Annotated in this window: 25 protein-coding genes and 1 pseudogene; 10 read left to right on the top strand and 16 right to left on the bottom strand. The window is 73.4% G+C overall.

The features are described from left to right. On the bottom strand, positions 1-890 hold an 890-nt coding region (locus E1283_RS08320; RefSeq protein ID WP_243744684.1), incomplete at its 3' end, for an alpha/beta fold hydrolase. A gap of 84 nt (positions 891-974) precedes the next feature. Here E1283_RS08320 and E1283_RS08315 point away from each other — a divergent pair. Together E1283_RS08315 and E1283_RS08310 are read left to right on the top strand one after the other, a co-directional pair. Next, the gene (locus E1283_RS08315; protein ID WP_132817267.1) at positions 975-1742 is read left to right on the top strand and encodes a DUF899 family protein; all 768 of its coding nucleotides are present in this window, start codon (positions 975-977) and stop codon (positions 1740-1742) included. A 26-nt stretch (positions 1743-1768) separates the two neighbouring features. Continuing rightward, positions 1769-2284 (top strand): DUF1707 SHOCT-like domain-containing protein, encoded by a 516-nt coding sequence (locus E1283_RS08310; RefSeq protein WP_132817266.1) that lies wholly within the window; start codon positions 1769-1771, stop codon positions 2282-2284. A 7-nt stretch (positions 2285-2291) separates the two neighbouring features. On the opposite strand, the gene E1283_RS08305 is transcribed toward E1283_RS08310, so the two are convergent. After that, entirely contained in the window at positions 2292-3152 is an 861-nt protein-coding gene (locus E1283_RS08305; protein WP_132817265.1) for an RNA polymerase sigma-70 factor, read from the bottom strand. Between the two features lie 86 nt (positions 3153-3238). After that, positions 3239-3817: a TetR/AcrR family transcriptional regulator gene (locus E1283_RS08300; RefSeq protein WP_132817264.1), complete on the bottom strand. Its 579-nt coding sequence runs from the start codon at positions 3815-3817 to the stop codon at positions 3239-3241. 90 nt (positions 3818-3907) lie between these two features. Between E1283_RS08300 and E1283_RS08295 the strand changes: the two genes are divergently transcribed. Next, entirely contained in the window at positions 3908-4354 is a 447-nt protein-coding gene (locus tag E1283_RS08295; protein WP_132817263.1) for an anthrone oxygenase family protein, read from the top strand. A 17-nt stretch (positions 4355-4371) separates the two neighbouring features. Here E1283_RS08295 and E1283_RS08290 read toward each other — a convergent pair whose 3' ends face one another. Next, complete coding sequence (locus tag E1283_RS08290) at positions 4372-5877, bottom strand: IucA/IucC family protein (RefSeq protein ID WP_132817262.1); 1506 nt, start codon at positions 5875-5877, stop codon at positions 4372-4374. A 48-nt stretch (positions 5878-5925) separates the two neighbouring features. Between E1283_RS08290 and E1283_RS08285 the strand changes: the two genes are divergently transcribed. Beyond that, positions 5926-7485, top strand: coding sequence for an IucA/IucC family protein (locus E1283_RS08285; RefSeq protein ID WP_132817261.1), 1560 nt, complete (start codon positions 5926-5928; stop codon positions 7483-7485). 16 nt (positions 7486-7501) lie between these two features. Here the strand turns inward: E1283_RS08285 and E1283_RS08280 are convergent, their stop codons facing one another. Further along, on the bottom strand, positions 7502-8110 hold the full coding sequence (locus tag E1283_RS08280) for a TetR/AcrR family transcriptional regulator (RefSeq protein ID WP_132817260.1): 609 nt from the start codon (positions 8108-8110) through the stop codon (positions 7502-7504). 95 nt (positions 8111-8205) lie between these two features. On the opposite strand from E1283_RS08280, the gene E1283_RS08275 reads away from it, so the two are divergent. After that, positions 8206-8955: an SDR family NAD(P)-dependent oxidoreductase gene (locus E1283_RS08275; protein WP_132817259.1), complete on the top strand. Its 750-nt coding sequence runs from the start codon at positions 8206-8208 to the stop codon at positions 8953-8955. Between the two features lie 40 nt (positions 8956-8995). Here E1283_RS08275 and E1283_RS08270 read toward each other — a convergent pair whose 3' ends face one another. Continuing rightward, complete coding sequence (locus tag E1283_RS08270; RefSeq protein WP_132817258.1) at positions 8996-9790, bottom strand: hypothetical protein; 795 nt, start codon at positions 9788-9790, stop codon at positions 8996-8998. A 201-nt stretch (positions 9791-9991) separates the two neighbouring features. Between E1283_RS08270 and E1283_RS08265 the strand changes: the two genes are divergently transcribed. Further along, positions 9992-10942 carry a zinc-binding dehydrogenase gene (locus E1283_RS08265; protein WP_132817257.1) on the top strand — a complete coding sequence of 317 codons (951 nt, stop codon included), beginning with the start codon at positions 9992-9994 and terminating at the stop codon, positions 10940-10942. Here E1283_RS08265 and E1283_RS08260 read toward each other — a convergent pair. Beyond that, positions 10939-11515, bottom strand: a pseudogene (locus E1283_RS08260) (IS5 family transposase). The gene E1283_RS08265 and the pseudogene E1283_RS08260 overlap by 4 nt on opposite strands. 36 nt (positions 11516-11551) lie before the next feature. Here E1283_RS08260 and E1283_RS08255 point away from each other — a divergent pair. Next, the gene (locus E1283_RS08255) at positions 11552-12181 is read left to right on the top strand and encodes a class I SAM-dependent methyltransferase (protein ID WP_132817256.1); all 630 of its coding nucleotides are present in this window, start codon (positions 11552-11554) and stop codon (positions 12179-12181) included. Between the two features lie 91 nt (positions 12182-12272). On the opposite strand, the gene E1283_RS08250 is transcribed toward E1283_RS08255, so the two are convergent. Genes E1283_RS08250 through E1283_RS08240 form a run of 3 tightly spaced genes read right to left on the bottom strand, consistent with a single transcriptional unit; the run spans position 12273 to position 13452 of the window. Beyond that, the gene (locus tag E1283_RS08250) at positions 12273-12464 is read right to left on the bottom strand and encodes a DUF397 domain-containing protein (RefSeq protein ID WP_132817255.1); all 192 of its coding nucleotides are present in this window, start codon (positions 12462-12464) and stop codon (positions 12273-12275) included. Then, positions 12461-12670, bottom strand: a complete 210-nt coding sequence (locus tag E1283_RS08245) for a DUF397 domain-containing protein (RefSeq protein WP_132817254.1) — start codon at positions 12668-12670, stop codon at positions 12461-12463. The genes E1283_RS08250 and E1283_RS08245 overlap by 4 nt, the downstream gene beginning before the upstream one ends. Beyond that, positions 12646-13452, bottom strand: a complete 807-nt coding sequence (locus E1283_RS08240) for a helix-turn-helix domain-containing protein (protein WP_165956051.1) — start codon at positions 13450-13452, stop codon at positions 12646-12648. The genes E1283_RS08245 and E1283_RS08240 overlap by 25 nt, the downstream gene beginning before the upstream one ends. A gap of 224 nt (positions 13453-13676) precedes the next feature. Here E1283_RS08240 and E1283_RS08235 point away from each other — a divergent pair, with 224 nt between their 5' ends. Next, complete coding sequence (locus E1283_RS08235; RefSeq protein ID WP_243744683.1) at positions 13677-13940, top strand: hypothetical protein; 264 nt, start codon at positions 13677-13679, stop codon at positions 13938-13940. 174 nt (positions 13941-14114) lie between these two features. Here E1283_RS08235 and E1283_RS08230 read toward each other — a convergent pair whose 3' ends face one another. Next, positions 14115-14459, bottom strand: coding sequence for a hypothetical protein (locus E1283_RS08230; protein WP_132817252.1), 345 nt, complete (start codon positions 14457-14459; stop codon positions 14115-14117). Continuing rightward, positions 14456-14611: a hypothetical protein gene (locus tag E1283_RS37090; protein WP_165956050.1), complete on the bottom strand. Its 156-nt coding sequence runs from the start codon at positions 14609-14611 to the stop codon at positions 14456-14458. The genes E1283_RS08230 and E1283_RS37090 overlap by 4 nt, the downstream gene beginning before the upstream one ends. Positions 14612-14781: 170 nt before the next feature. On the opposite strand from E1283_RS37090, the gene E1283_RS08225 reads away from it, so the two are divergent. Continuing rightward, complete coding sequence (locus E1283_RS08225) at positions 14782-15909, top strand: hypothetical protein (protein WP_132817251.1); 1128 nt, start codon at positions 14782-14784, stop codon at positions 15907-15909. Here E1283_RS08225 and E1283_RS08220 read toward each other — a convergent pair. Then, positions 15906-16586, bottom strand: coding sequence for a 2-phosphosulfolactate phosphatase (locus tag E1283_RS08220; RefSeq protein ID WP_132817250.1), 681 nt, complete (start codon positions 16584-16586; stop codon positions 15906-15908). The two genes, E1283_RS08225 and E1283_RS08220, sit on opposite strands and share 4 nt — an antisense overlap. Before the next feature lie 70 nt (positions 16587-16656). Here E1283_RS08220 and E1283_RS08215 point away from each other — a divergent pair, with 70 nt between their 5' ends. Further along, positions 16657-19251 carry a WD40 repeat domain-containing protein gene (locus E1283_RS08215; protein ID WP_132817249.1) on the top strand — a complete coding sequence of 865 codons (2595 nt, stop codon included), beginning with the start codon at positions 16657-16659 and terminating at the stop codon, positions 19249-19251. Between the two features lie 58 nt (positions 19252-19309). On the opposite strand, the gene E1283_RS08210 is transcribed toward E1283_RS08215, so the two are convergent. The 3 genes from E1283_RS08210 to E1283_RS08200 are packed head-to-tail and all read right to left on the bottom strand — an operon-like array spanning position 19310 to position 22130. Continuing rightward, positions 19310-20905: a hypothetical protein gene (locus tag E1283_RS08210; protein WP_207930333.1), complete on the bottom strand. Its 1596-nt coding sequence runs from the start codon at positions 20903-20905 to the stop codon at positions 19310-19312. After that, on the bottom strand, positions 20902-21594 hold the full coding sequence (locus E1283_RS08205) for an ABC transporter ATP-binding protein (RefSeq protein WP_132817248.1): 693 nt from the start codon (positions 21592-21594) through the stop codon (positions 20902-20904). Before E1283_RS08205 ends, E1283_RS08210 begins: the two co-directional genes overlap by 4 nt. Further along, complete coding sequence (locus E1283_RS08200) at positions 21594-22130, bottom strand: PadR family transcriptional regulator (RefSeq protein WP_132817247.1); 537 nt, start codon at positions 22128-22130, stop codon at positions 21594-21596. The genes E1283_RS08205 and E1283_RS08200 overlap by 1 nt, the downstream gene beginning before the upstream one ends. Between the last annotated feature and the right edge of the window lie 153 nt (positions 22131-22283).

Raw genomic sequence — 22283 nt, 5'->3', positions numbered from 1 at the left:
GGGTGGGTGGGGGGAACACCCCCCAAGAACCGACGCAGGCACGCCCGCACCACGTCCGGCCGCTCCAGCCACGGCTCGTGCCCCGCACCCTCGATCCGCGTCAGCGGAAGCCCGAGCCGGCCCGCGAGCGACGCGAGCGCCGACACCGGGCGCGGGTCGTCGCTCCCCGCGAGGAGCTCCGTCCGCGCCGGCAGGCGCGCCCGCAGGGCGGCGAGGTGACCGTCGAGCGGGTCCTCGCGCCCGTCCGCGCCGAGTTCGCCGTTCATGGCCCAGTTGATCGGGCGCCGGACCCCGGCGGCCCGGGCCGCCAACTCCCACCCCCGCCCGGGATCGGCGTGGTCGGTGAACCAGGAGAGCGTCAGGAGTTCGACCTCCTGCTCCTCCGTGCGCCGTGTCGGTGGCACGTCCCCGAGAACCCGGCGGCGGTCGCGCTGGGCCGCCGACATGCGGCGGTCCCGCTCCGCCCGGTAGGCGGCGCGCCAGTCGCCGACGAACGGCCCGCACATCAGCAGCATCGCGGCGACCCGGTCGGGGTGCCGCAGGCAGAACCGGCTCGCCAGGTCGGTGCCGTAGGAGTGGCCGATCAACACGGCCTCCGGCACGGCCTCCGGCGCGCCCCACGCGTCGAGCAGCTCAACCAGGTCGTCGACGTGCCGGGCCAGCGAGTGGCGGCCCCGCCACGGGGATCCGCCGGTGCCACGCTGGTCATACCGATAGACGGGCCCGGGTACGACGTCCGCGACCATCCGGGCGACGTCGCCCAGGTAGTCCGGCAGGCCGGGGCCGCCGTGGAGCAGGACCACCGGCGGCTGGCCGCCGCCCGCGTCCCCGAACACAGTCCACCGCACCCGCGCCCCGTCGGTCATCCGCGTGACGCCACGCTGCTCCACCCAGGTCACCCCTGTCGATGAGTTCCGGCCGGATGCCGAGTCTGCCCTGCTGACCGTTCGTCGGACACCCCCGGGAGGATCCCCATGACAGGCACGCCCACCAGGCCCGGCCGGCCGCCAGTCGTCGATCCGGCGACCTGGCAGGCCGCCCGCGACGAGCTGCTGGTCCGCGAGAAGGCCCACACCCGTGAGGGCGACGCCCTCGCCGCGGCCCGCCGGCGGCTGCCGATGGTCGAGTTCGACGGGACGGTCGAGGTCGTCGGGCCCGACGGTCCCGTCCCGTTCCTCGGCCTGTTCCAGGGGCGCGACGAGCTCGTGGTCTACAAGCACATGTGGTACGACGGCGCGCCGCACCAGGGGCAGTGCGAGGGGTGCACCACCACGGCCTGGCACCTGAGGGACGCGGTCTACCCCAACGCCCGCGGCGTCTCGGTCGCCATCCTGACCACGGGCCGATGGGAGGAGGTGGCGTCCTTCGTCGCGTTCATGGGCTACACCCAGCCCTGGTACTCGGTGCGCGACGTGGAGGAGCCGGTCGGCGGCGCGATGGGTTACCTCACCAGCTTCCTGCGCGACGGCGACCGCGCGTTCCTCACCTACTCCACCACCGGCCGCGGCACCGAGCCGCTCAACGGGTCCTTCGCCCTGCTCGACAGGACGCCCTACGGCCGCGGCGAGGCGTGGGAGGACAAGCCCGAGGGCTGGCCGGAGGGGAACGAGCCGTGCTGGTACTGGCGCTCGGACGCGGAAGGGAACGCCACCTGGGGCCCGACCAGCCGCCCCGTCCCGCAGTGGACCCGCCCCGGCGCCGCCCCCGTGCAGACCCTGGGCCGGCACGGCCCGCACAGCTGACGGCGACCGGCTCTAGAGTTGGCCCCGTGACACCACTCGAAGACGACCGCGAAGCGGCGGTGGTCCGCCTGCGCGAGGCGTACGCCGAAGGGCACATCTCGCACGAGGAGATGGACCGGCGCCTCGACCAGGCGCTCGCCGCCGCGTCGGGCGACGACCTCGCGCAGGCGGTCGCGTCGCTCCCGGCGGCGAGCGAGGGCGGCACGGCCACCATCGGCGCGGCCGCCGGGCGGATCAGGCGGCGCGGCGCGTGGCGGGTGCCCCGGGTGCTCAAGGTCGAGTCGGCGTACGGCAACGTGCACCTGGACCTGTCCCGGGCGGTCCTCGAACAGCCGCTGGTCGACATCGAGTTGCAGCTCGGCACCGGCAGGGCGAAGATCATCGTGCCGCGCGACGCGATCGTCGAGGCCGACGAAGTGCGGAGCGGCTACAAGGACATCCGCTACCAGCCCCGGCAGCCGTCCCGCCCCGGCGGGCCGAGGATCCGGATCACCGGCGTGATGGGGTTCGGCCGGCTGACGATCCGCCACGCGTGGCGCTGACCCGGAACTACCGGGCCAGTTCCGCCGGTTGGGTCAGCCGCGTCAGCTTCCGCGGGTTCCGCATCACATAGATCCGCGTGACCCGCCCCTCCACCACCTCCAGGCTCACCGCGGCCGGTTCGCCGTCGACCTCGATCCGGGCCGCGGGCGCGCCGTTGAGCCACACGGTGGTCGATTCCCGCGCGGCCCGCTGTGCCCGTTCGAGGAACGCCGCCACCGACTCGATGCCGTGCAGCGGGGTCAGCACGGCGGCCGCGATCCCGCCGCCGTCGGCGATGAGCACCACGTCGGGGGCCATGATCTCCATCAGCTCGCCCAGCCGCCCGGTGCGCAGCGCGGCCAGGAACCGTTCCACGACGGCCTGTTGCTCCGTCCGGCTCACCGAGACCCGCGGCCGGCGGGCCGCCACGTGGCCGCGGGCCCGCCGCGCGATCTGCCGTACCGCCTCGGGGGACTTGCCGACGGCCTCGGCGATCTCGCCGTACGGCAGGTCGAAGACCTCCCGCAGCACGAACACCGCCCGCTCCGCCGGCCCCAGCGTCTCCAGCACGGTCAGCATCGCGATCGACACGCTCTCCGCCAACTCGACGTCCTCGGCGACGTCCGGGCTGGTCAGGAGCGGTTCGGGCAGCCACTCGCCGACGTACTCCTCGCGCCGGCGCGACAGCGTGCGCAGCCGGTTGAGCGCCTGCCGGGTGACGGTCCTGACCAGGTAGGCGCGCGGGTCGCGCACCTGGGCCCGGTCGACGTCGGCCCACCGGAGCCAGGACTCCTGCACCACGTCCTCCGCGTCGGCCGCCGAGCCGAGCAGCTCGTAGGCGACCGTGAAGAGCAGACTGCGGTGGGTGACGAACGGGTCCGCCGACATGGTGTCCTCCTTGCGATGACGCGTGCGGTTCGACATGAAGACACCGCCCGCCCCGCGAACGTGACGTGACGCGCCGGGGCGGTGTGTCAGACCACGGCGAGCCGGTCCACCAGCAGTTCCAACCTCCGCTCGGTGTCCTCGGGCGGTAGCCGTCCCGCCCGGGTCAGCGTCGCCAGCCCGTGCAGGGCCGCCCAGAACAGCTCGGTGAAGAGCGCCGGGTGGACGCCGTCCCCGGCGACCTCGGCGAGGTTCTCCAGCAGGGCGGCGAAGGCGTCCTTCAGGGGGGCCGGGGTGTCCTCGTGCGCGAACGCCAGGCCGCCGTCGAGCTGGAACATGGCGTCGTAGACCGCCGGGTTGCGTTCGGCGAAGTCAAGGTAGGCGCGGGCCAGGGCGGCGACGCGGTCGCGCGCGCCGTTCGCGCCGGCAGCCGCGCCCCGCACCGCCGTGGCCATCTCGGCGGCGCCTTCGAGGGCGACGGCGCCGATGATCTCCCGCTTGCCGCGGAAGTGGCTGTAGAGGACGGGTTGGCTGTACTCGATGCGTTCGGCGAGCCGGCGGGTGGTGACCGCGTCCCAGCCCTGCTGCTCGGCGAGTTCGCGGGCCGTCGCCACGATGAGACGTTCGCGGCCCGCCCGTTCGCGCTCCTTGCGTTCCTGTACCGACATGCGGCGACCCTAGCACTGCTAGACAATCGAGCCGCAGTAATCTAGCGTTGCCACATCGGCTATCAATGCTAGATTCCAGGAGGGGTCACCATGCTCGACGCGCTTCAGGTCGTCACCACCGTGGTCGTCGGCCTGATGGTGGGGGTGGAGTTCTCCGTCGCCTTCGTCATCAACCGGATCCTCGACGCACTCCCCGACGACAGCGGCCAACTCGGCCGCGCCCACGGGGGCCGGATGCTCGGCGCCGTGATGCCGTTCTGGTACATCGGCTCGCTCGTCCTCGTCGCGGTCTGGGCCATCGCCGGACGGCACCACGAAGGCACCGGCCTCGTCGTCACCGCCGGTGCGCTGCTGATCGTCAGCGTGATCATGTCGGTCCTGCTGCTGGTCCCGATCAACAACCGGGGCAAGACGTGGACACCCGAGAACCGGCCGGCCGACTGGAAGCAGCAGATGAACCGCTGGGACCGCTTCCACTACGTCCGCGTCGCCGTTATCGTCGCCGCCTTCGCCCTGCTGGTCGCCGCCCTCGCCTGAGCCCAGGGCCAACACGCCTAGCCAGCCAGCGGGTTGGGGAGCCACGCCCAGCGGACGGCGCCGCCCGGTTCGAGCCGCATCAGCGTCAGCGCCTTCGCCGGCAGCGGCTCGGCGCGCAGCGCCCGCAGGTCGGCCGTCGGCGCGCGGCCCTCGGTGGCCGCCGCGAGCGCCGTGCCCAGGGTCGCCGCGTCGCCGGCCAGCGGGCCGAGCGCGCCCGCGACCAGGCAGCCGAGGGCCTTGCGGCGCAGCGCCGCCGGGTCGTCGTCCAGCAGCCGGCCGGTCAGCCTCGGCGGCGGGAAGCCGTGCCGGGCGAGCCGGGCCGGGCTGACCCGGATGTCGGCGAGGTCGCGGTAGACGAGCCGCCGGGCCCACCCCGCCGCGTCGACGACGGCCAGCAGGTTCTGCCCGTGCGCCTCCAGCGCCACCCCGGTCTCCAGCAGGTCGAGGCAGACGCCCACGGCCAGCCGTGCGAACCCGACGACCCGGTCGAGCCGTGCGCGCGGCGGGTACGGCGCCAGCAGCGCGGGCAGCGCGGCCACCGGCACCACTCGTTCCCCGGCGTCCGCGTCCGCGTGGACGTGCGGCGACTCGCGCAGCATCGCCGCCAGCTCCGGGGTGCCGTCGCCGGCCGCCGCCAGGGTGCCGGCGATGTGCAGCCGGCCGGCCAGCCGGTCCGAGTCGGCGACCCGCCGCAGGGTCTCCGAGGTGGCCAGCGCGTGGTCGATCGAGTAGGCGGAGATGTCCCGTACCGCCGACGTCAGTCGGGCGCTCAGCGCGGTCTTGACGTGCCGGCCGTCGCCGAGGTCGAGCGTCCGCAGGGACAGCAGCGGATGCGCGTCCGGGCCGGGACGGAACGTCCGCGCCGCCAGCACGTGTGCGGCCTGCCACGGGTGGACCGGAACCAACACGGCGTCCCCGTCCCGGAGTTCGGCCGGCCACTCGCCCCGGACCGGGCCGCCGACGACGGGCGTCAGCCGCAGCGGGACCACCGGCCGGTGCTCCGGCGCGTAGGCCAGCTGCTCGGCCGCCGAGAAACCGGGCCGCGACCGGCAGCCCGGGTGGTACGGGTGGCCGTCCGTCGACAGCTGCTCCCACTCCCAGGGCGCGGCCGGCGGGCCCGCCGGCCGGCGGGCCGTCCGGGACAGCGCCAACGACGCGACGCTGTGGTCGAGTTCGACGGCGTAGCCGGCGCCGCCCGGCACGGCGAGGGCGGTCAGCAGCTCCGCCGGACGGTCGTGCGGGACGCCGCCGAGCTCCAGCGCGGGGACCGCCGTCCCCGTCGCCCACGGGTCGACGTGCGGGCCGCGCAGCCGCCGCCCGTCCGCCAGCCGCAGCGTCACGCCGTCACGTCCCGCCTCGCGCCCCGTGACCCACGGCAGCGGCTCGTGGACCAGACCGCGCCACAGCCGCGCCAGCACGGCGGCCCGGGCCCCCGGCAGGGCGGCGAGATACCCGTCCAGCGTCCGCGGGCGCACGGCGGCCAGCTCCTCGGCGATGCCCAGTTCAGCGGTGGTACGACTCACGGATCCGTCCTACCAAGTTCCGCCACACCACACACATACTGGTGTTCGATGAATGCCTTCGCCCGGGTGGCCGACGCACTGGCGGTCTCGCCGCTGCTCAACTGTCTGCTCAGAGAGGCCGCCTCGCCGGCCGGAGATCGCGCCGGAGACCGCGCCGGAGAACGGACCGGGGAGCCGGTCGCCGGGCGGGCCGTGTACCGCCTGCGGGTCAGCGGCCGGCTGCTGCGCGTGCGCGGCGGCCACCGGCCCACCAGGCCCGAGTTGTGGACGGCCGGCACCTGGCGCCGCCTCGACCACGCCGGGCTCGTCGACCTCGCCGTCGAGGAGATGCGCGCCACCACCGGTCGCCCCAACGACTCCCTCGCCGCCGAGATGGCCGCCAGCCGCGCCGCCGTCGAGGCCCTGCTCGCCGCCCGCGCCCGCGCCGTCCCGCCCGACGATCCATGGCTCCGCTCCGAGCAGGCCCTGGTCATGGGCCACCCGTTCCACCCGGCGCCCAAGTCCAGGGGCACCGCCCCACCCGCCGACTGGCTGCGCTACGCGCCGGAGGCGTACGCCCGCTTTCCGCTCACGCTGCTCGGCGTCCGCGAGGACGCGGTGATCGAGGACGGCGACACCAGCGCCCTCGACGCCCTCGGCGAGGCCCCGCCCGGCTACCGCCTGCTGCCGGCCCACCCCTGGCAACTCGCCCTCACCCGCCGGATACCGGCGGTCCTGGCGGCCTTCGCCGACGGCCGACTCGTCCGCCTCGGCAGCACGCCCTGGCAGGCCCGCGCCACGGCCTCGGTCCGCACCGTGCACGTGCCCGCCGACGACCTGTTCCTGAAGTTCAGCCTGGACGTGCGGATCACCAACGACGTCCGCCGGCTGTGGCGGGACGAGCTGCGGCAGGCCCGGCACAACGACCCCCTGGTAGCGGCCGCCTTCCGGACGCTGGACGGCCCGGCCGCCTGGCTGCACGAGCGCGGCCACCGCACGGTGCGCGGCCTGGACGAGACGTTCCCGGTCCTCGTCCGCGACGGCCTCGGCGCCCATCTGCTCCCCGGTACCAGGGCCGTGCTGACCGCCGCCCTCGCCGAGGGCTTCGACGGCAACCCCCTCGACCGGCTCGCCGACCCGCTGCCCTGGTGGTCGGCCTACCTGGCCCGCGTCGTGCCACCCCTGCTGGAGGCGTACGCCCGGCACGGCGTGGTCGTCGAGTGCCACCTCCAGAACACGCTGATCGCGGTCGACGCCGCCGGCACCCCCGTCCAGGCCGTGTTCCGCGACGCCGAGGGCTCCCGGGTGATCCCCCAACTGTCCCGCGCCGACGCGTGGCGCCGCCTGGTGTACTGCCTCCTCGTCAACAACCTCGCCGAGGTCGCGGGCGCCCTCGCCGACCGCTTCCCCCACGACGCCGACGCGCTGTGGCCGGCCGCGCGGCGGGAGTTCGAGCGGTTCGCCGCCCTCCACCACGACCTGCCGGAGGCGTCGGCGCTGCTCAACGCGCCGACCGTCCCCGGCAAGGCCAACCTGCTCTCCGGCTGGCTCGAAGCCGGCGCCACCGAGCCGCGCTACCTCCCCTTCCCGAACCCGCTCGCCACGCTCCCGGGACCGGTGCTGGTCTAACGGAGGCCGGTGGTCGTCAGGCGCGCGGCCAGGTCCGCAGCGCCATGTCGGCCACCCGCTGCAACTCGTCGCGGGTGGCGCCGCTGGCGGCCTGGACGGCGATGCCGTTCGACACGGTCGCGAGATAGCGGGCGAGCAGGTCGGGATCGGCGTCCGGAGGCAGGTCGCCCTCGCGGACGGCCTGTTGGAACCGGTCGCGGAGGTCCGACACGGCGTCGCCGCGCCAGGCGACGAGGGCGTCGTGGGCGCCCCGTCCCGGGACGCCGGTGGCGAGGGAGCCCTGGACGCCGAGGCATCCGGCGGGGCAGCCCGACTGGGTGGTGGTCAGGACCGAGCCGTTGAGGAACGCGGTGGCCACCTGCCGGGCGGTCGGCTCCCGCAGCGCCCGGGCCCCGTACGAGGCGGGGCCCTCGGCGTAGCGCGCCAGGGCCTTGCGGAACAGCTCCTCCTTGTTGCCGAACGCCGCGTACATGCTGGTTCGGCTGATGCCCATGGCGGCGGTCAGGTCGGTGAGGCTGGCGCCCTCGTAGCCCTTGTCCCAGAAGACCCGCATGGCGCGTTCGAGGGCTTCGTCGGCGTCGAAGCCTCTCGGTCGGCCGATCGGTGCCTGCCGGTGCGTGTCCATGCCAGCAACTCTACTACTTCCGCACCGATCGGTACGGAAGTGCTACAGTGGATTTCGGTACCGAGCGGTACCGAAATGACGTGAGGGGTGTTCCCATGGGACTGCTCGAAGGCAAGACCGCCGTCGTCACCGGAGGCAGCACGGGCATCGGCCTGGCCACCGCGGTCCGGCTGGTGGCCGAGGGCGCGCACGTCTTCGTCACCGGCCGGCGCAAGACCGAACTGGACGCGGCCGTCGAGCTCATCGGCGCGGCGGACGCCACCGCGGTGGTGGGTGACATCGCGAACCTCGACGACCTGGACCGGCTGTACGACGCGGTCCGCGCCCGGGGCCGGGGCCTGGACGTGCTGTTCGCGAACGCGGCGGCCGCCTCGTTCGCGACGCTGGAGCAGGTGACCGAGGACCACTTCGACCAGACCTTCGGCGTCAACGTGCGGGGCACGCTGTTCACCGTGCAGAAGGCGCTGCCGCTGCTCAACGACGGCGCCTCGGTGATCATCAACTCCTCGGTGCGCGCCGACGACGGCGTGGAGGCGTTCGGCACGTACGCGGCGTCCAAGGCCGCCCTCCGGTCCTTCACGCGGACCTGGGCCAACGAACTCAAGGGCCGCGGCGTCCGGGTCAACGCGGTCTCGCCGGGGCCGATCGACACCCCCGCGATCGTGGGGCTGTTCGGCGAGGAGAACGTGGCCGCCGCCAGGGCGGACCTCGCCGCGGGCGTGCCGATGGGCCGGGTGGGACGCCCGGAGGAGGTCGCCTCGGTCGTGGCGTTCCTCGCCTCCGGGCAGAGCAGCTACGTCCTCGGCGCCAACGTGTACGTCGACGGCGGCGAGAACCAGATCTGACCCCACCCCCGGCCGGCCCCCGCCGGCCGGGGACGGTCGGTCACCGCGGGGGGAGCGCGTCGCCGAGCTCGGAGACGTCCACCGTGGCGGTCTCCGGCGGTACGCGGAAGGGCAGTTCGTCGCCGAAGCGGGAGTACTCGGTGGTGTTCACCATCGTGCCGAAGTCGAACTCCATCTCCCCGGTGAGCAGCAGCGGATAGGGCTCGCCCTCGGCGGCTATCAGCAGGGTGGTCGTCACCGAGGCGGGGCCCTCGCCCGTGCCGCCCGACTCCTCCCGCCGCACGGCCACCACCGGCGTTCCGTGGTGTTCGCCGCCGTCCTCGACCGTCAGGAGGGTCGTCTCGTAGCCGTCCTCCGCCGGCTGGCCGTCGAGCACGGGCTCCGGTAGGCCGCCTCGCTCGCACATCGCGGCGTACTCCGCCAGGCCCGGATCGTCGAGCGGGCCGTGCAGGTGGTGGTTGGCCAACAGCTCCACGGTGGCCTCGTCGAACACCGCCTCCAGCGACATGCGGTCCAGTTGCACCCACAGGTCGTCGGCCTCGCGGATCACGCCGACGTTGCCGTTGACGGTGGCCACCGATGCGTCGCACCGCTCGGCGCCGACGAACATGAGGTCCATGAAGGTGCCGCGAGCGCCGTCCACCTCGGACCTGGCGGAGGAGGTGTACGACTCCGCGCCGCGCAGCGCCTCGTCGGACAGCTGGAGCAACTCCGCCGGGTCGAGGCTCGCCAGCTCGGGCCCGTCGGCGGGAGCCGACTGCTCCGGCTCGTCCGCGGTGGCGTTCTCGTCCGGTTCGGCGTCACCGCCGCAGCCGCTCAGAATCAGCGCGGCCATGACACTCGCGGTCGCGAGAAGGCCGCGGCGTCTCCCACTCTCCATGAACTCCCCACCTGCTCTTCGGATTCGGTGATCATCGCACACCGATTCCACGCTCCGTCGAGGCCGGCCGCCGGCGCCCGCGGCGTGGCCTTGACCTCAACCGTGCTTGAGGTCGGAGGCTTCTCCCAGGTACAGCTGACGTGGGAGAGCAGAGCGATGCGCGTGGCACAGGTGACGAGATTCGGCGGACCCGAGGTGATCGAGGCGGCGGAACTGCCGGACCCCGTTCCCGGGCCGGGAGAGGTGGTGATCCGGGTCGCCGCCGCGGACACGATCTTCGTCGAGACACAGATCCGGGCGGGCTGGAACGCCGACATGTGGGGCGTGGTCCCGCCATACGTGCCTGGCGGCGCGGTCGTCGGCGTCGTCGCCGCGATCGGCGCGGGCGTGGACCCGTCCTGGACCGACCGCGCGGTCGCCGCGCACATTCGTTCCGGCGGCAGCTACGCCGAGCAGGCCCTGGCCCCGGCCGACGCGCTCATCGCGCTGCCCGAGGGCCTGGACGCGGAGACGGCCGCCGCGCTGATGCACGACGGTCCGACCGCCCTCGGCCTGTTCGGCAACGCCGAGGTGCGGGCCGGCCAGTCGGTCCTGATCCTCCCCGCCGCCGGCGGCGCCAGCAGCCTGCTGGTCCAACTGGCGAAGGCGGCGGGCGCCCACGTCACGGGCGCCGCGCGAGGCGAGCGCAAGCTGGACGCCGTACGCGAGTTGGGCGCCGACGTCGTCGTCGACTACGCGGAACCCGGATGGCTCGACGGCCTCCGCGCCGACGTGATCTTCGAGGGCGTGGGCGGTGAACTCGGCGCGAGCGTCCTGCCGGCCGCGGCCGACGGCGCGGCCGTCGTCTCGTACGGGGCACCGAGCGGCGGGTTCTCCGTGCACGACCCGGCGGAGCTGGAGCGCCGCGGCATCCGGCTCTCCGGCATCGAACAGGTGCAGTTCGCGCCTGACGTGCTCAAGGAGATCACCGCCAGGGCCCTGACGGAGGCGGCCGCCGGCCGAATCCGCCCGCTGATCGCCCAACGCCTCCCCCTGGAAAGCGCCGCCGAGGCCCACGCGGCCATCGAGTCGCGGAGCGTCGTCGGCAAGATCCTGCTGGTCCCCTAGGGCCTGTCTGACAAATGATTACCCGTGGACTCGCGGAGCCAGAGGATCAAGGAAGCCAGGACAACTCCGGCACGGCAGCGGTCGCCGAACTTGTCGAACCGGGTCGCGATCGCGCGGAACTGCTTGAGGCGGGCGAAGCATCGTTCGGTCAGTCCGCCTCGGGAGCGGCCGAGGGCCTGGCGCGCCTGCGAGCGCCCCAAATCTTCCAGTTCGTCCCCGTTCGCATCCCCTTTTTGCGGGCGCCGACTGCGTGCTGGTGGACTCGGTTGATGGTGGAGTCGACGGAGACGGTCCATTCCACCCGGCCCACCGCGTCATCGCGGACCTGAACGTGCTCTAGCAACCGTGCCCAGGTGCCGTCCGCCTCCCAGCGGGCGACCGCTCGTAGGCGGTCTGCCACGGCCCGAACCGGTCGGGGAGATCCCGCCACGGAGCCCCGGTCCGCAGCCGCCACAGCACCCCGTTGACCACCTGCCGGTGATCACGCCACGGACGGCCCCGTCCGTCCATCTGAGGCAAAAGGGGCTCTATCCGCCTCCATGCCGCATCCGTCAACTCACCTCGACCTGCCACAAGATCAATTATCAGACCGGCTATAGAGTCCTGCCCGTGGCGAATCATCAGGACGAGACCAGGACGGCCTACGACGGTGTCGTCGAGCTGTACGCATCGCTGTTCGCAAACCGGCTGGAGACACAGCCTTTCTCCCGGGCCATGATCGGCACCTTCGCCGAACTGGTGCGCGCGACGGGCAACCTGCGGACAGCGGACGTCGGGTGCGGGCCCGGACATCTGACAGCCATGCTGCACGAACTCGGCCTGGACGCCTTCGGACTAGACCTTGCCCCCGGCATGGTCGACCACGCCCGGAAGGCCCATCCGGCGCTGCGCTTCCAAGAGGCGCGGATGGAATCCCTGCCGATCGAGGACGGCGCGCTCGGCGGCGTACTGGCCCACTACTCGATGATCCACACCCCTCCGGGAGAACTACCGGAGCTGCTCGCCGAACAGGTACGCGTCCTGGCACCGGACGGTCTGCTCCTGGTCTCCTTCTTCGGGACTGACGGACAAGAACCGGTCCGGTTCGACCACAAGGTGGCGCCCGCCTACAGCTGGCCGGTGGATCGCCTCGCCGAACTGCTGGGCGATGCTGGGCTCGATCCCTTCGCCCGGCTGCTCCACGATCCATCCTCTGATCGGGGCTTCCTCGACGCCCATCTACTGGCCCGCCGTTCGTAGCCACTGCCCAGTCCCCCCAGCCGATCGGCGCACCTCCGGATTGCCAGCTCAGCCGAATCTCGCTGATCAGACCGGAATTGTCAGACAGGCCCTAGGAACTGCGGAGGTGGGTGATGAAGTGGGTCCAGCCGTCGGTAGGGAAGGCGAGGGCTGGGCCGGCGGGTTGCTTGCTGTCGCGGACGGGGAGGACGCCGGGGTATCCGTCGGCGACCTCCAGGCAGTTGTTCACGCCTCCGTCGCTGTAGCTGGACTTGCGCCAGACGGCGTTGCGGAGGCCGCTCACAGGCGGCCGTCCTGAAGCTGGGTGATGAAGTGGTTCCAGCCGTGGGCCGGGAAGACGAGGGTGGGTCCGGCGGGCTGCTTGCTGTCGCGGACGGGGAGGGCGCCGGCGTATCCGTCGGCGACCTCCACGCAGTTGTCCATGCCGCCGTCGCTGTAGCTGGACTTGCGCCAAGCGGCGGTGTTCAGATCGACTCCGGTGGATCGCATGGCAGGGTCTCCATCAACTGCTCGACGAACGCCACGGAATCTCGCGGCGAGAGGGCCATAGCCCTGACCGCATCGTAAGACAGTCGCAAGTGTTCGACCTCCTCCGCGACATCGAACAGCTCCCCACTCTTGGCACCTTCAAGCCACGCCACAACGCCACCGTCAGGTGAACGCAGCAGCCCCAGCGCTTCGCCGTAAAGGTCGTGCGGACCCGCCGCGAACGGCAGCACCTGAACCATCACGTGCGGCTCCGCCGCCAACTCCACGAGTCGCGCCAGCTGTTCACGCCACTCGGCTGGATTGTGCAGCGGGCGCCGTAGCGCCGCCTCGTCGATGACCACGCGAACCTGCGGAGCGGGCCTACGGCGCAGCAACTCCTGTCGGCCAAGTCGAGCGTCGAGTTGCTCCTCCAACTCCGGGATGTCCTCCGGCCCGTGTGGGGTGGAGAACAGCAACGCGCGTGCGTATGCCTCGGTCTGGAAAAGGCCCGGGATCAATGCGGTCACATATCGCTCGATGACGGCGGACTGGGCTTCCAGCTCCAGAACCCGCTGGTATTTGTCCCGGATCTTGCCCCTCGCCAGTGCCAGTTCCCACAGGATCATCAGGTGCGGCGTCGCGCCGTAGAACGTGTCGAGCGCCTCGATGAGTTCGGGGCCGCCGAGGCTCTTCCCACTTTCGACGCGGCCGAGTTGGGTGTGGTCGAAGCCGACCTTCTCGGCCAACTGCCGTAGCGAGAGGCCGCTCTCCTCCCGCAGCCGCGCCACCTCGATTCTCAGCATGCGGCGCGGGGACACGCTCGGTCGTCCGGAGATCGGCTTTCGCTGTGGCATGTGGAGGCCCTTCTGTTGCTCTTGGGGTTCGCCCCCCGGCGAGGGCGGTAGCTGATCATCAAACCTGCCACCGGCCGCAGATATCCGGCAAGATATTCCAAATGCGAATTTCCGTGCGAAGGGGGGCGCGTAACTCGACTGCGGAAGCGGCCGGTTGTGCCTAGGCTCCGAAGGTGATCGCGACGCCGCATCCCGACCGGTTGGAGCTCGGGCACCCGTTCCGGCAGTGGAAGACCTGGCGGATTCCCGGTGCGAAGCTGACGCTCACCGGCTACTCCCGGGCCAACGACAAGACGTTCTTCCATCTCCCCGAACTCCGTCTCGCCCTGGACGCGGGGCAGTGCGAGGGGCGGCCGGCGAACGTGCTGCTGTGGGCCCACCCGGCGAGCCACCTTCCCGAGCAACACCGGCACGAGCAGCGGCGCCAGCCCGCCTGATCGACGGGCAGGCCGGCGCGCAGACCCAGAGCTGGAAGGCGTGGCCCCAGCGGTCGGTCACCGGTTCGCCGAACTTCCGTCCCGTCGCGCCGAGTCGGGCGCCGCAGCGGGTGCAGGCGATGGCCATCAGCTGTCGAGCGTCGAGGCATTCCAGCGGTGGGATCGCCGGGGCGGTCACCCGAGGGTCAGGAGCGCGGCGAGTGCGACGACGAGGGCGCAGCCGGCGATGACGGGGGCCCAGATCTCGGCGCGGGAGGCCGTCGTCCGGGTGGCGGCCGCCTCCTCCCAGAAGGAGCGGGGGCGCAGTCCCGGCGGGTCGGCGCGGAGCACGCGGAGCGTGGTGCTCCGGTGGATCGCGAGCCGTTCGCCGGAGACGAAGTGGAGGCGGACCGCGCCGCCGTCGAGTGGGGTCTTCGCCACGACGACCAGCGGCCGGCCGCCGACCGTGACGACATCGCCGCGCAGGATGGCGGCCGGGTGGGTCTCGACGGTGTCCACCCGGGCGGGGGCGCGGCTCACCACCAACCGCCGCTCTTGAGGTCGAAGTTGGCCTCGCTCTCCGCGTTGACCTGCCGCACCCGGGCGCGCAGCTCGTCCAGCGGGGTCTCGGGCGTCGTGTCCTGCGGTTCCGTGTCCGGCGGGGGCTCGTCGGGCGGGGTGGCGTGCGTCATCGCGGTCGACCTCCATCACGTTCCGTTGGTCGGGGGTCGCTCCAGCGTGACGGAGTGGACTGTCGGTAACCAGCTGGTTTCGTTGCCGCACGGTGGGTCATCGGGGAGGTTGTGGCGGCTCCGCACCGGCCCCGCCGCGTTGTCAGTGCGGCCGCCTACTGTCTGACGACATGTCAGCGATAGGCATTTCACTCGACCTCACCGGCGATGGCGACCGGGCCGCACTGCACGACGCGATCTCGGGCATCGTCTACGACTTCATCCACCACTACGTGGACGACGAGCCCTATCCGGGCGCGGACGACTACCGCATGGAGTGCGTCAGCGGCAGCGAAGAGGGGGTGACGGACGGCTACTTCGGCTGGTGGTTCGACAATCCGGGCGGCTGCTGCTCCCGGTCCTCGCACCTCTGGTACCACTGGTTCGACCTGGCCCTCGCCACCGAGTGGGACCGCGTCGTGGTGGCGGCCAAGGCGCGGGGCCTGACCGTCACCAGCGCGCGTCCCGACCTGTCGGCGGTGCTCGACGGCCCGGACAGGTTCGTCGGGCTGCGCGGCAGCCTGTGGTCGGTGGCCGAGGACGGGCTGTTCGGCGACGACGCCCACACGCCCGTCGAGAAGCTGACGGAGCAGGAGCGGGCCAGGCTCACCGTCGCGGTCGGCCGGTGCCAGTGTCCGCTCTGCCCGAGGCTGCGCCTCGACGCGGAGGTGGCCGAGGACCTGTTCGCCCGGCTCGACGCGCCGGAGACCGCCCCGCTGGCGGCGTGGCACCTGTCGCGCGCCCGGCACCTCACGTTCGAGACGCTGACGGCACTGCTCCGCGCCGACGCGGCCATGGACACGATGGAGGACGCGGTTCGGCAGTACGTGTCGCGGCTGCCGGACGCCTGGCCGAAGCTGAGGCAACTGCTGCCGAGCCTGCGGGGCCGCGCGCGGGGGCTCGCGCTGTACGCCCTGGAGGCGCTGAGCTACGCGGAGCCGGGACGGCGGGCGGAGCTGCTGGGCGAGGCTCGTTCGGCGCTGACCGGCACCGACGAGGCCGCCGTGGCGGCGGTGGCCGTGCTCGGCCGGCTCGGCGACGACGAGCCGTGGGTGGTCGAGGAGTTGTGCGGGGTCCTCGACCGGGACGGCACGGGGCTCCTGCACAGCCAGGCGGTCGTCGCCCTCGCCAACCTTCAGCATCGGCCGGGGTGTTCGCTCGATCCGGAGGTGCGGGCCAGGTTCGAGCGGGAGATCGGGCGCGACAGCCCGGCGGGCAGGATCGCCGCGCTCTTCCTGCCGGCCCCCGAGCCGTCCTAGGCGGCGGTAGGCACGGGCCGCAGCACCAGCAGCCCGTCCTCCCGGCCGGCGACCATCGCGAACGGGAACCGGTCGGCGTCCAGGCAGAACGCGACATCGTCGGGGTGCACGCCGCGTCGCACGCCGTTCGTGAGGTCGGCCGCCGCGTCGGAGGCGCGGGCGCGGGCCAGATAGGGGGCCGCGTCGACACCTTCGTCGTCGACGCGACGCGCGATGTACTCGGCGCAGGCGCGGTCCTCCTCGGCGCGCCCTTCGTCGCCGGTGACGACGAAGGTGGCCTCTCGCACCTCGCGGGCCCGCAGGAAACGGGCCGTCGCGTCCGCCACGGCGAAGCTCGCGCACAGCACGAGCGGGGTGTCCGCCACGGCCCGTGCTCCGACCGTCCCGGCGGTCGTCCGCAACACCAGCGTCCGGCCGGTGAGATCCCGTTCGGCCATCATCGCGGGGGAGTTGACGGCGTCGAAGCCGGGCGCGGGGGCGCCGTCCTTCACGGCCAGCCACTCCGGGTGGAGACGCCTGAGGGCCAGCGCCTCGTCGTCCGACGCGGCGAGCGCGATCCGTTCGGCGCCCCGCGCGAAGGCCCAGGCGGTCACGGTGAACGCGCGCATCACGTCGATCACCACCGCGACGGCGGGCTGCTCTGTCAGCTCCGGAATGCCGGAAAGGTGGTGGCGCATACGGCCATGGTGCCAGGTGAGGTCCGAGCCTCCGGGCCGGGCTGTCAGAGCGCGTGCCTACGGTGTGGGCATGGATCTACGAGGAAAGAACGTCGTGTTGATGGGGCGGTTTCACAAGTTGCCCCAGGCGAAGGCCAAGGCGGGGCTCGTGGCGTTGGGCGCGCGGGTGTCGGGGGCGCTTTCCCAGAAGACGGATCTGGTCTTCGCCGCGTACGACGTCGAGGGGCGCAGGATCGGGGAAGCCGCCTTACGCGGTGTCCCGGTGTACGACTCGACGGCGTTGCGGGCCGTGCTCCGGTCGGGCAGCGGGCCCGCCGACACCGAGCCGGGCCGGGGCGGCGCCTTCGCGGATCACGGGTCGCTCGCATCGGCTGGGGACCCGGCCACGCTGCTGGGCCTGCTCCAGCGGGCCGACTGGTCCGCTTTCGTCGCCGAGCGGGACCTGTCGCCGCTCCGGGCCGCGCTGCTGGAGTTGGAGCGCGCGCACGGCGTCACCGAGGCGCACGCCCTCGCCACCGAGCGGCTCCGTGGCCTCGGCGGCACCCGGTTGGTGCACCCGTACGGTCACGCCACGGAGATCACGTCCCACGCCTTCAGCCCGTGCGGCCGGTATCTCGCCACCGGGAGCTGGGTCGGCGACGACTACCACCTCGGCGGCGCGTTGGGGATCTGGGAGGTCGCCAGCGGCCGCTGCGTCAACGTGCTGAGCGGCGTGTCGGGGGGCGTCGGCTGGCCCGACTACGACGACGTCATCCAGTGGTCGGCGGACGGCACCCGCGTCGGGCTCGCCTACAGCACCAACCAGGTCGGGGTGTTCGACCCCTTCGGGAGGTACGGCCACCCGCTGGCGAGCGCCTCGGTGACGGACGGCGCCAGCCGGCCCCCGGACTGGGCGCTGGCCCCGGACGGGCGGCGCGCGTTCGTCTCGACCGGATCCCCCTGCGCGCTCAAGGGCTGCGTGATCCCGCTGGAGGCCGGCCACCTGTCCTGGCTGCCCAACCACGCGGCGGCCGGCCACCCGTACCTGTTGCCCGACGCCCTCCCCGAGGGGGGCGGCGGCGAGCGCGGTGAGCTGTGGCTGGACGGCGGGGCGAGCTGGTCGCGGGACGGCACCCGGTTGTCCGCGTACGACCCCGAGCGGGGGCGGGAGTTCGTCATCGACCTCGCCGACCGGCGGGTCGCCTGGGCCACCGAGGACGAGGAGGAGACGGCCGGGACCGGTGACGGCTCGGCCGGGGCGCGGGTCTCCGTGGAGCCGACCAGGGTGACCTTCGAACGGCCGGCGACCCGGGAGGTGTTGGGCGACTTCACCTTCCTCCGCGAACCGGCGGCCCCGCGGCTCATCGCGTACGAGTACCCGCACGACGACCTCGGGGTCGAGTTCGCGCTGGACGACCACACCTGGTGCGCGGCCTTCGAGAGTGGGGTGGTCATCGCGCCGCCGAACCGGGCGGAGGAATTGGACGCCGTGCTCGCCTGGTCGGTCGACCGGCGCTTCGCCTGGCCGGTGCGGTGGGGCGGGCTGGAGATCGTGCCCGACATACGGGCCGCCGCCGACCGGCTCCCGGACGACGTCACCGGCTTCGTCGTCCGGGAGTGCGTCGAGCGGCTCGACGCCGGACAGTCGACCACCTCCTGGCAGGGGGCGTGGCCGCCGCCCAACACCGCGACGCTTGACGACCTGTTCTCGGCGGCGCGGGACGCCGTCTCCTCGCTGCGCGGCCAGTGGGACTTCGTGGTGAACGAGCAGCTCCGCGACGTGGTCAGGCTCCGGGCGCGGCGCGGGGAGCCGGACGGCGTCACGGCGCTGCTTCCGCTCATCTCCGACACCGAATGGCGCGTGCTCGCCGCCGCCCAGGCCGCGTTGCTCCTGGCGCGCGGGGGGCGGCCCGAGGAGGCGCGGGCCGTGTTCGCCGTCGCCGAGGAGGGCGTGGAGGCGGCGCTCGGTGGCTACCGCGCCGCCCAGGTCGCCGCCTCGGTGGCCGGCGCCCACCACGCGTTGGGCGACGAGGCCGCCGCCGACGCCTGGTTCGCGCGGGCCAAGGGAGCCATCGAGACCGAGGTCAACGCGTGGGAGCACCGCCTGGCGGTCATCTGGGCGCTCGCCGAGTGCGGGCGGGAGGCGGAGGCCAGGTCGCTGTGGACCTCCTGCGGGAAGGAGACCAGGCAGCCCAACGGGATCTATGTCGAACCATGGCTGCTGTGCCTGGTGACCACCGATCGGCTCGACCTGGCCGAGGAGTTCATGGAGGCGTGGGTCCCGCGCCACGACCGGCCGTCGAGCCTGATCGACGCGCTGGTCGAGCTCGGCCGCCCCGACCTGCTCCGCGCCTGGGTCGGCGGCGCCTGGTACATACCCGAAGAGAAGTACGAGCGGGCCCAGGCGATCGCCGACGGCGCCCCACGGCGCTCCCTGCCACCCACCCCGACCGAGGAGGACATCGCCGCCCTCGCCAAGGCACACGCCGAACTGCTCACCACGCCGCGCGCCAGACGCAAGCACCCGACCCGGGAGCTGATCGACCAGGCCGCCGACCGTGGCCACCTGAGCGCGGTGCTCGACCTGCTCGGCACCCTGCCGACGGACGACTACAACGACCGCGCCAGCGCCGCCTTCACCGCACTGTGGCGTGCCACCACCGGCCACTGGCACGCCCCCTGGTAAACCCCCGCCCCGCCTGCGCGCCCCGTGGGGCAGGCGCTCGTCGGGAAGCCCGCGCCGGTCAGGCGCTTCGCAGCTCCGTTGGCGTGGCCCCGCGCCGCAGGCAGAGCGTCGCGACGACGACCGTGCCGACGACGAGTGCCGCGGCACCCGCGCCCAATAGGCCGAGTTCGACGAAGGGGACGTCGATCGCCCGTACCACCTCCGGCAGTTCCTCCGAGGTGAGGCGCGGGGGTTCGGCGGCGCCCTCCGGGTCGGCGCAGGCGGCGGCCGGGCCGTCGCAGAGTTCGACCCAGGTCCGGCCCGAGGAGACCTCGGTGCCGAAGAAGCCCCGCCCCAGCACCGTGCCGGCGCTCAGGGCCAGCGCGATGGCCGGCAGCGCCGGCGCCAGCACCCGCCAGGCGACCGCCCCGGCCAGTACCCCGCGCGGCACCCCGGCAGCCAACAGCGCGCTGTGGGTGCGGCGTTGCGAGAACACCCGCTCCAGGAGCGCCACCAGCAGGCCGCCGGTGGCCAGGGCCAGGCTGACGAGGATGGCCAGGCCGATCATGTCCGTGGCGCCGATGTAGAAGGCGGCGTCGAAGGTCATGAACTCCTCGGAGCGGCCGGTCAGTTCCGCGTAGACGCGGTTGGCCCCGTCGTACGCCTCGTCCTGGGCGATGAAGTGGGCGCGCGCCGACTGGGCGCCGGCGCCGATGACGAGGGCGGCCAGCAGGGCGGAGAGCGTGCGGCTGCCGTGCCAGGGGTCGGCCATCAGGTCGCGCGCGGCCAGCAGCGTCGCCGGCCGCCTGGCGAACCTGTGCAGCAGCCGGCCGGTGGTCGCCGAGATCCAGCCCACGCCGAGGACCACGCCGAGCGTCGTCAGCAGTGAGCCGCCGAGCACCACCGCCGGCACCCAGTCGGTGGCGCCGCCACGCCCGACGGCGGGCAGCAGGGCCAGGTAGCCGCCGAGTCCGAGGAGGATCAGCACGCCGGGCCAAGGTCCTGGGGCCGGCCGGGAGACGCGGCGGCGCACGCCGAGGGGGGAGACGCTGACCCGGCGCAGCAGCAGGGCCGCGGCCGGCATCGCGAGCAGCGGCACACCGAGGACGATGATCGCGTAGCCGAGCGGCGGCACCGTCACGTCGGTCGGCAGCGTCAACCGGCCGTCCGCGTCGGGGCGGTGGAGCAGCTCCCGGGCGGCCAGCTGGATCGCGGAGCCGGCCAGGGCGCCGAGCAGGGCGGCGCCGCCGGTCTCGGCGACGGCGACCGCGACGGCCTGGCGCGGCGTGCCGCCGGCCAGCCGGATCGCCGCGAGCCGCCGGTCCCTGGCCGGTGCGCCGATCCGGGCGCACTGCCCGGCGAGCGCCAGCACCGGGATCGTCATCAGCAACAGGGTGACGGCGACGCCCGGCCGCAGCCCGGGTTCGCGCAGCAGCGCGCTGGTGTACCCGGCGTTCTCGACGGCGCCGTCGGGCGGCGCCGCGATGGCCAGCACCGTGGCGGCGGCCAGCAGGGCCACCGTGGCCAGCGCGGCGCTGGCCCCGGTGAGAAGCACGCGCAGCACGTCGGTCCTGGTGCCGGCGAGCGCCAGCCGGGCCAGGAAGGACAGCCGCATCTCGACGCCCAGCAGCCCGCCTCGGGGGCGGCCGGCCGACGCCACGCCCAGGGCGCTCATCGGACGGCGCCCGTGGACATACCGAGCCCGCTCGGGTCGACGGCGCCGTCCCGCAGGACCAACTCCGCGTCCGCGTAGGCGGCGACGGTGGCGCTGTGCGTCACCAGCACCACGCTCATGCCCCGTTCCCTGGCCAGGCCGACGACGAGGCCGAGCAGCCGCTCGCCGACCAGGGTGTCGAGGGCGCCGGTCGGCTCGTCGGCGAAGAGCACGCTCGGCTCGGTGACCAGCGCGCGGGCAGCGGCGCACCGTTGTTGCTGGCCGCCGGACATCTCGCCCGGCAGGGTGTCGGCCAACTCCTCGACGCCGAGCCGGCCCAGCCAGTCGAGCGCCGTCGCGCGGCTCTCCCGCCGGCCGCCGCCGGCGAGCAGCAGCGGCAGCGCGACGTTCTCGGCGGCCGTCAACTCGGGGACCAGCATGCCGAACTGGAACAACACCCCGAACTCGCCGCGCCGCAGCCGGGACCGCTCGGCCTCGGACGCCTCGTCGAGACGCCGGCCGCGGTAGCGCACCTCGCCCGAGTCGGGCGGCAGGATGCCGGCCAGGCAGTGCAGCAGTGTCGACTTTCCGCAGCCGCTCGGGCCGGTCACGGCGAGGATCCGGCCCTCTTCGAGGTCGAGGTCGATCCCGCGCAGCGCGGGGGTCGGCCCGTAGGACTTCACGACGGCGCGTGCCTGAAGCAGTGTCATCAGCGCACCTCCCGGTGCAGTTCGGCGACCCGATCCAGCGTGGTGCGCAACCAGCGCAGGTCGGCGTCGAGGTGGACGATGGCGAGGTCGGCGGCGATCACGTCGCCGAGGGACGCCCCCGGGGCGGTCTTCAGCGCGGTCAGCTCCCGCAACCGGGCGGTGTGGGCCGCGCGTTGGGCCGTCAGGTAGCCGCGCGCCCGCTCGTCACCGTCGGCGATCAGCGCGACGACGACCTTGGCGAGCAGGGCGCTCGACACGTGGGGGGCGGGCGGTTCGACCGTGTCCAGCCAGTCGCCGAGCACGGCGCGGCCGGCGTCGGTGATGTCGAACAGCGTGCGGTCGGGCCCGCCCTCGCGGTCCCGACCCGCCTCGGCCACCAGGCCGTCCCGCTGGAGCCTGCCGAGCGTGCCGTAGACCTGGCCGAACGCCAGCGGTCTGGCCCTGGGCAGGCGGGCGTCGTACGCCCTCTTGAGTTCGTAGCCGTGCTGCGGCCCGGTGGTGAGGAGGCCGAGCAGCACGTTGGCCGCCAGTGACATGCCGGCCACTATTCCCTGAGAGAATAGCGGCGTGCAGCGCCAGCACGAAGTACTTCTGCGCCGTGGGCTGGAGCCCGATGTCGTAGCTCATCCAGCCGGCCAGCTCGGCGAGCTCCGCCGTGACGCGGAAGAGACGTTTACGCACCGGTTCCG

Source organism: Streptomyces hainanensis (assembly GCF_004348415.1).
Classification (GTDB): Bacteria; Actinomycetota; Actinomycetes; order Streptomycetales; family Streptomycetaceae; genus Streptomyces; species Streptomyces hainanensis.
This window is presented reverse-complemented; position numbering and strand designations above follow the sequence as displayed.

What these genes read in the sequence shown, in the direction of transcription:
- E1283_RS08270 (WP_132817258.1), bottom strand. Translation starts at nt 9,790, where the DNA reads ATGGCCGCGCTGATTCTGAGCGGCTGCGGCGGTGACGCCGAACCGGAC.
- E1283_RS08300 (WP_132817264.1), bottom strand. Translation starts at nt 3,817, where the DNA reads ATGTCGGTACAGGAACGCAAGGAGCGCGAACGGGCGGGCCGCGAACGT.
- E1283_RS08240 (WP_165956051.1), bottom strand. Translation starts at nt 13,452, where the DNA reads ATGCTGAGAATCGAGGTGGCGCGGCTGCGGGAGGAGAGCGGCCTCTCG.
- E1283_RS08245 (WP_132817254.1), bottom strand. Translation starts at nt 12,670, where the DNA reads ATGCGATCCACCGGAGTCGATCTGAACACCGCCGCTTGGCGCAAGTCC.
- E1283_RS08265 (WP_132817257.1), top strand. Translation starts at nt 9,992, where the DNA reads ATGCGCGTGGCACAGGTGACGAGATTCGGCGGACCCGAGGTGATCGAG.
- E1283_RS08280 (WP_132817260.1), bottom strand. Translation starts at nt 8,110, where the DNA reads ATGGACACGCACCGGCAGGCACCGATCGGCCGACCGAGAGGCTTCGAC.
- E1283_RS08285 (WP_132817261.1), top strand. Translation starts at nt 5,926, where the DNA reads ATGAATGCCTTCGCCCGGGTGGCCGACGCACTGGCGGTCTCGCCGCTG.
- E1283_RS08220 (WP_132817250.1), bottom strand. Translation starts at nt 16,586, where the DNA reads ATGCGCCACCACCTTTCCGGCATTCCGGAGCTGACAGAGCAGCCCGCC.
- E1283_RS08205 (WP_132817248.1), bottom strand. Translation starts at nt 21,594, where the DNA reads ATGACACTGCTTCAGGCACGCGCCGTCGTGAAGTCCTACGGGCCGACC.
- E1283_RS08200 (WP_132817247.1), bottom strand. Translation starts at nt 22,130, where the DNA reads ATGTCACTGGCGGCCAACGTGCTGCTCGGCCTCCTCACCACCGGGCCG.
- E1283_RS08210 (WP_207930333.1), bottom strand. Translation starts at nt 20,905, where the DNA reads ATGAGCGCCCTGGGCGTGGCGTCGGCCGGCCGCCCCCGAGGCGGGCTG.
- E1283_RS08295 (WP_132817263.1), top strand. Translation starts at nt 3,908, where the DNA reads ATGCTCGACGCGCTTCAGGTCGTCACCACCGTGGTCGTCGGCCTGATG.
- E1283_RS08305 (WP_132817265.1), bottom strand. Translation starts at nt 3,152, where the DNA reads ATGTCGGCGGACCCGTTCGTCACCCACCGCAGTCTGCTCTTCACGGTC.
- E1283_RS08315 (WP_132817267.1), top strand. Translation starts at nt 975, where the DNA reads ATGACAGGCACGCCCACCAGGCCCGGCCGGCCGCCAGTCGTCGATCCG.
- E1283_RS08225 (WP_132817251.1), top strand. Translation starts at nt 14,782, where the DNA reads ATGTCAGCGATAGGCATTTCACTCGACCTCACCGGCGATGGCGACCGG.
- E1283_RS08275 (WP_132817259.1), top strand. Translation starts at nt 8,206, where the DNA reads ATGGGACTGCTCGAAGGCAAGACCGCCGTCGTCACCGGAGGCAGCACG.
- E1283_RS08215 (WP_132817249.1), top strand. Translation starts at nt 16,657, where the DNA reads ATGGATCTACGAGGAAAGAACGTCGTGTTGATGGGGCGGTTTCACAAG.
- E1283_RS37090 (WP_165956050.1), bottom strand. Translation starts at nt 14,611, where the DNA reads ATGACGCACGCCACCCCGCCCGACGAGCCCCCGCCGGACACGGAACCG.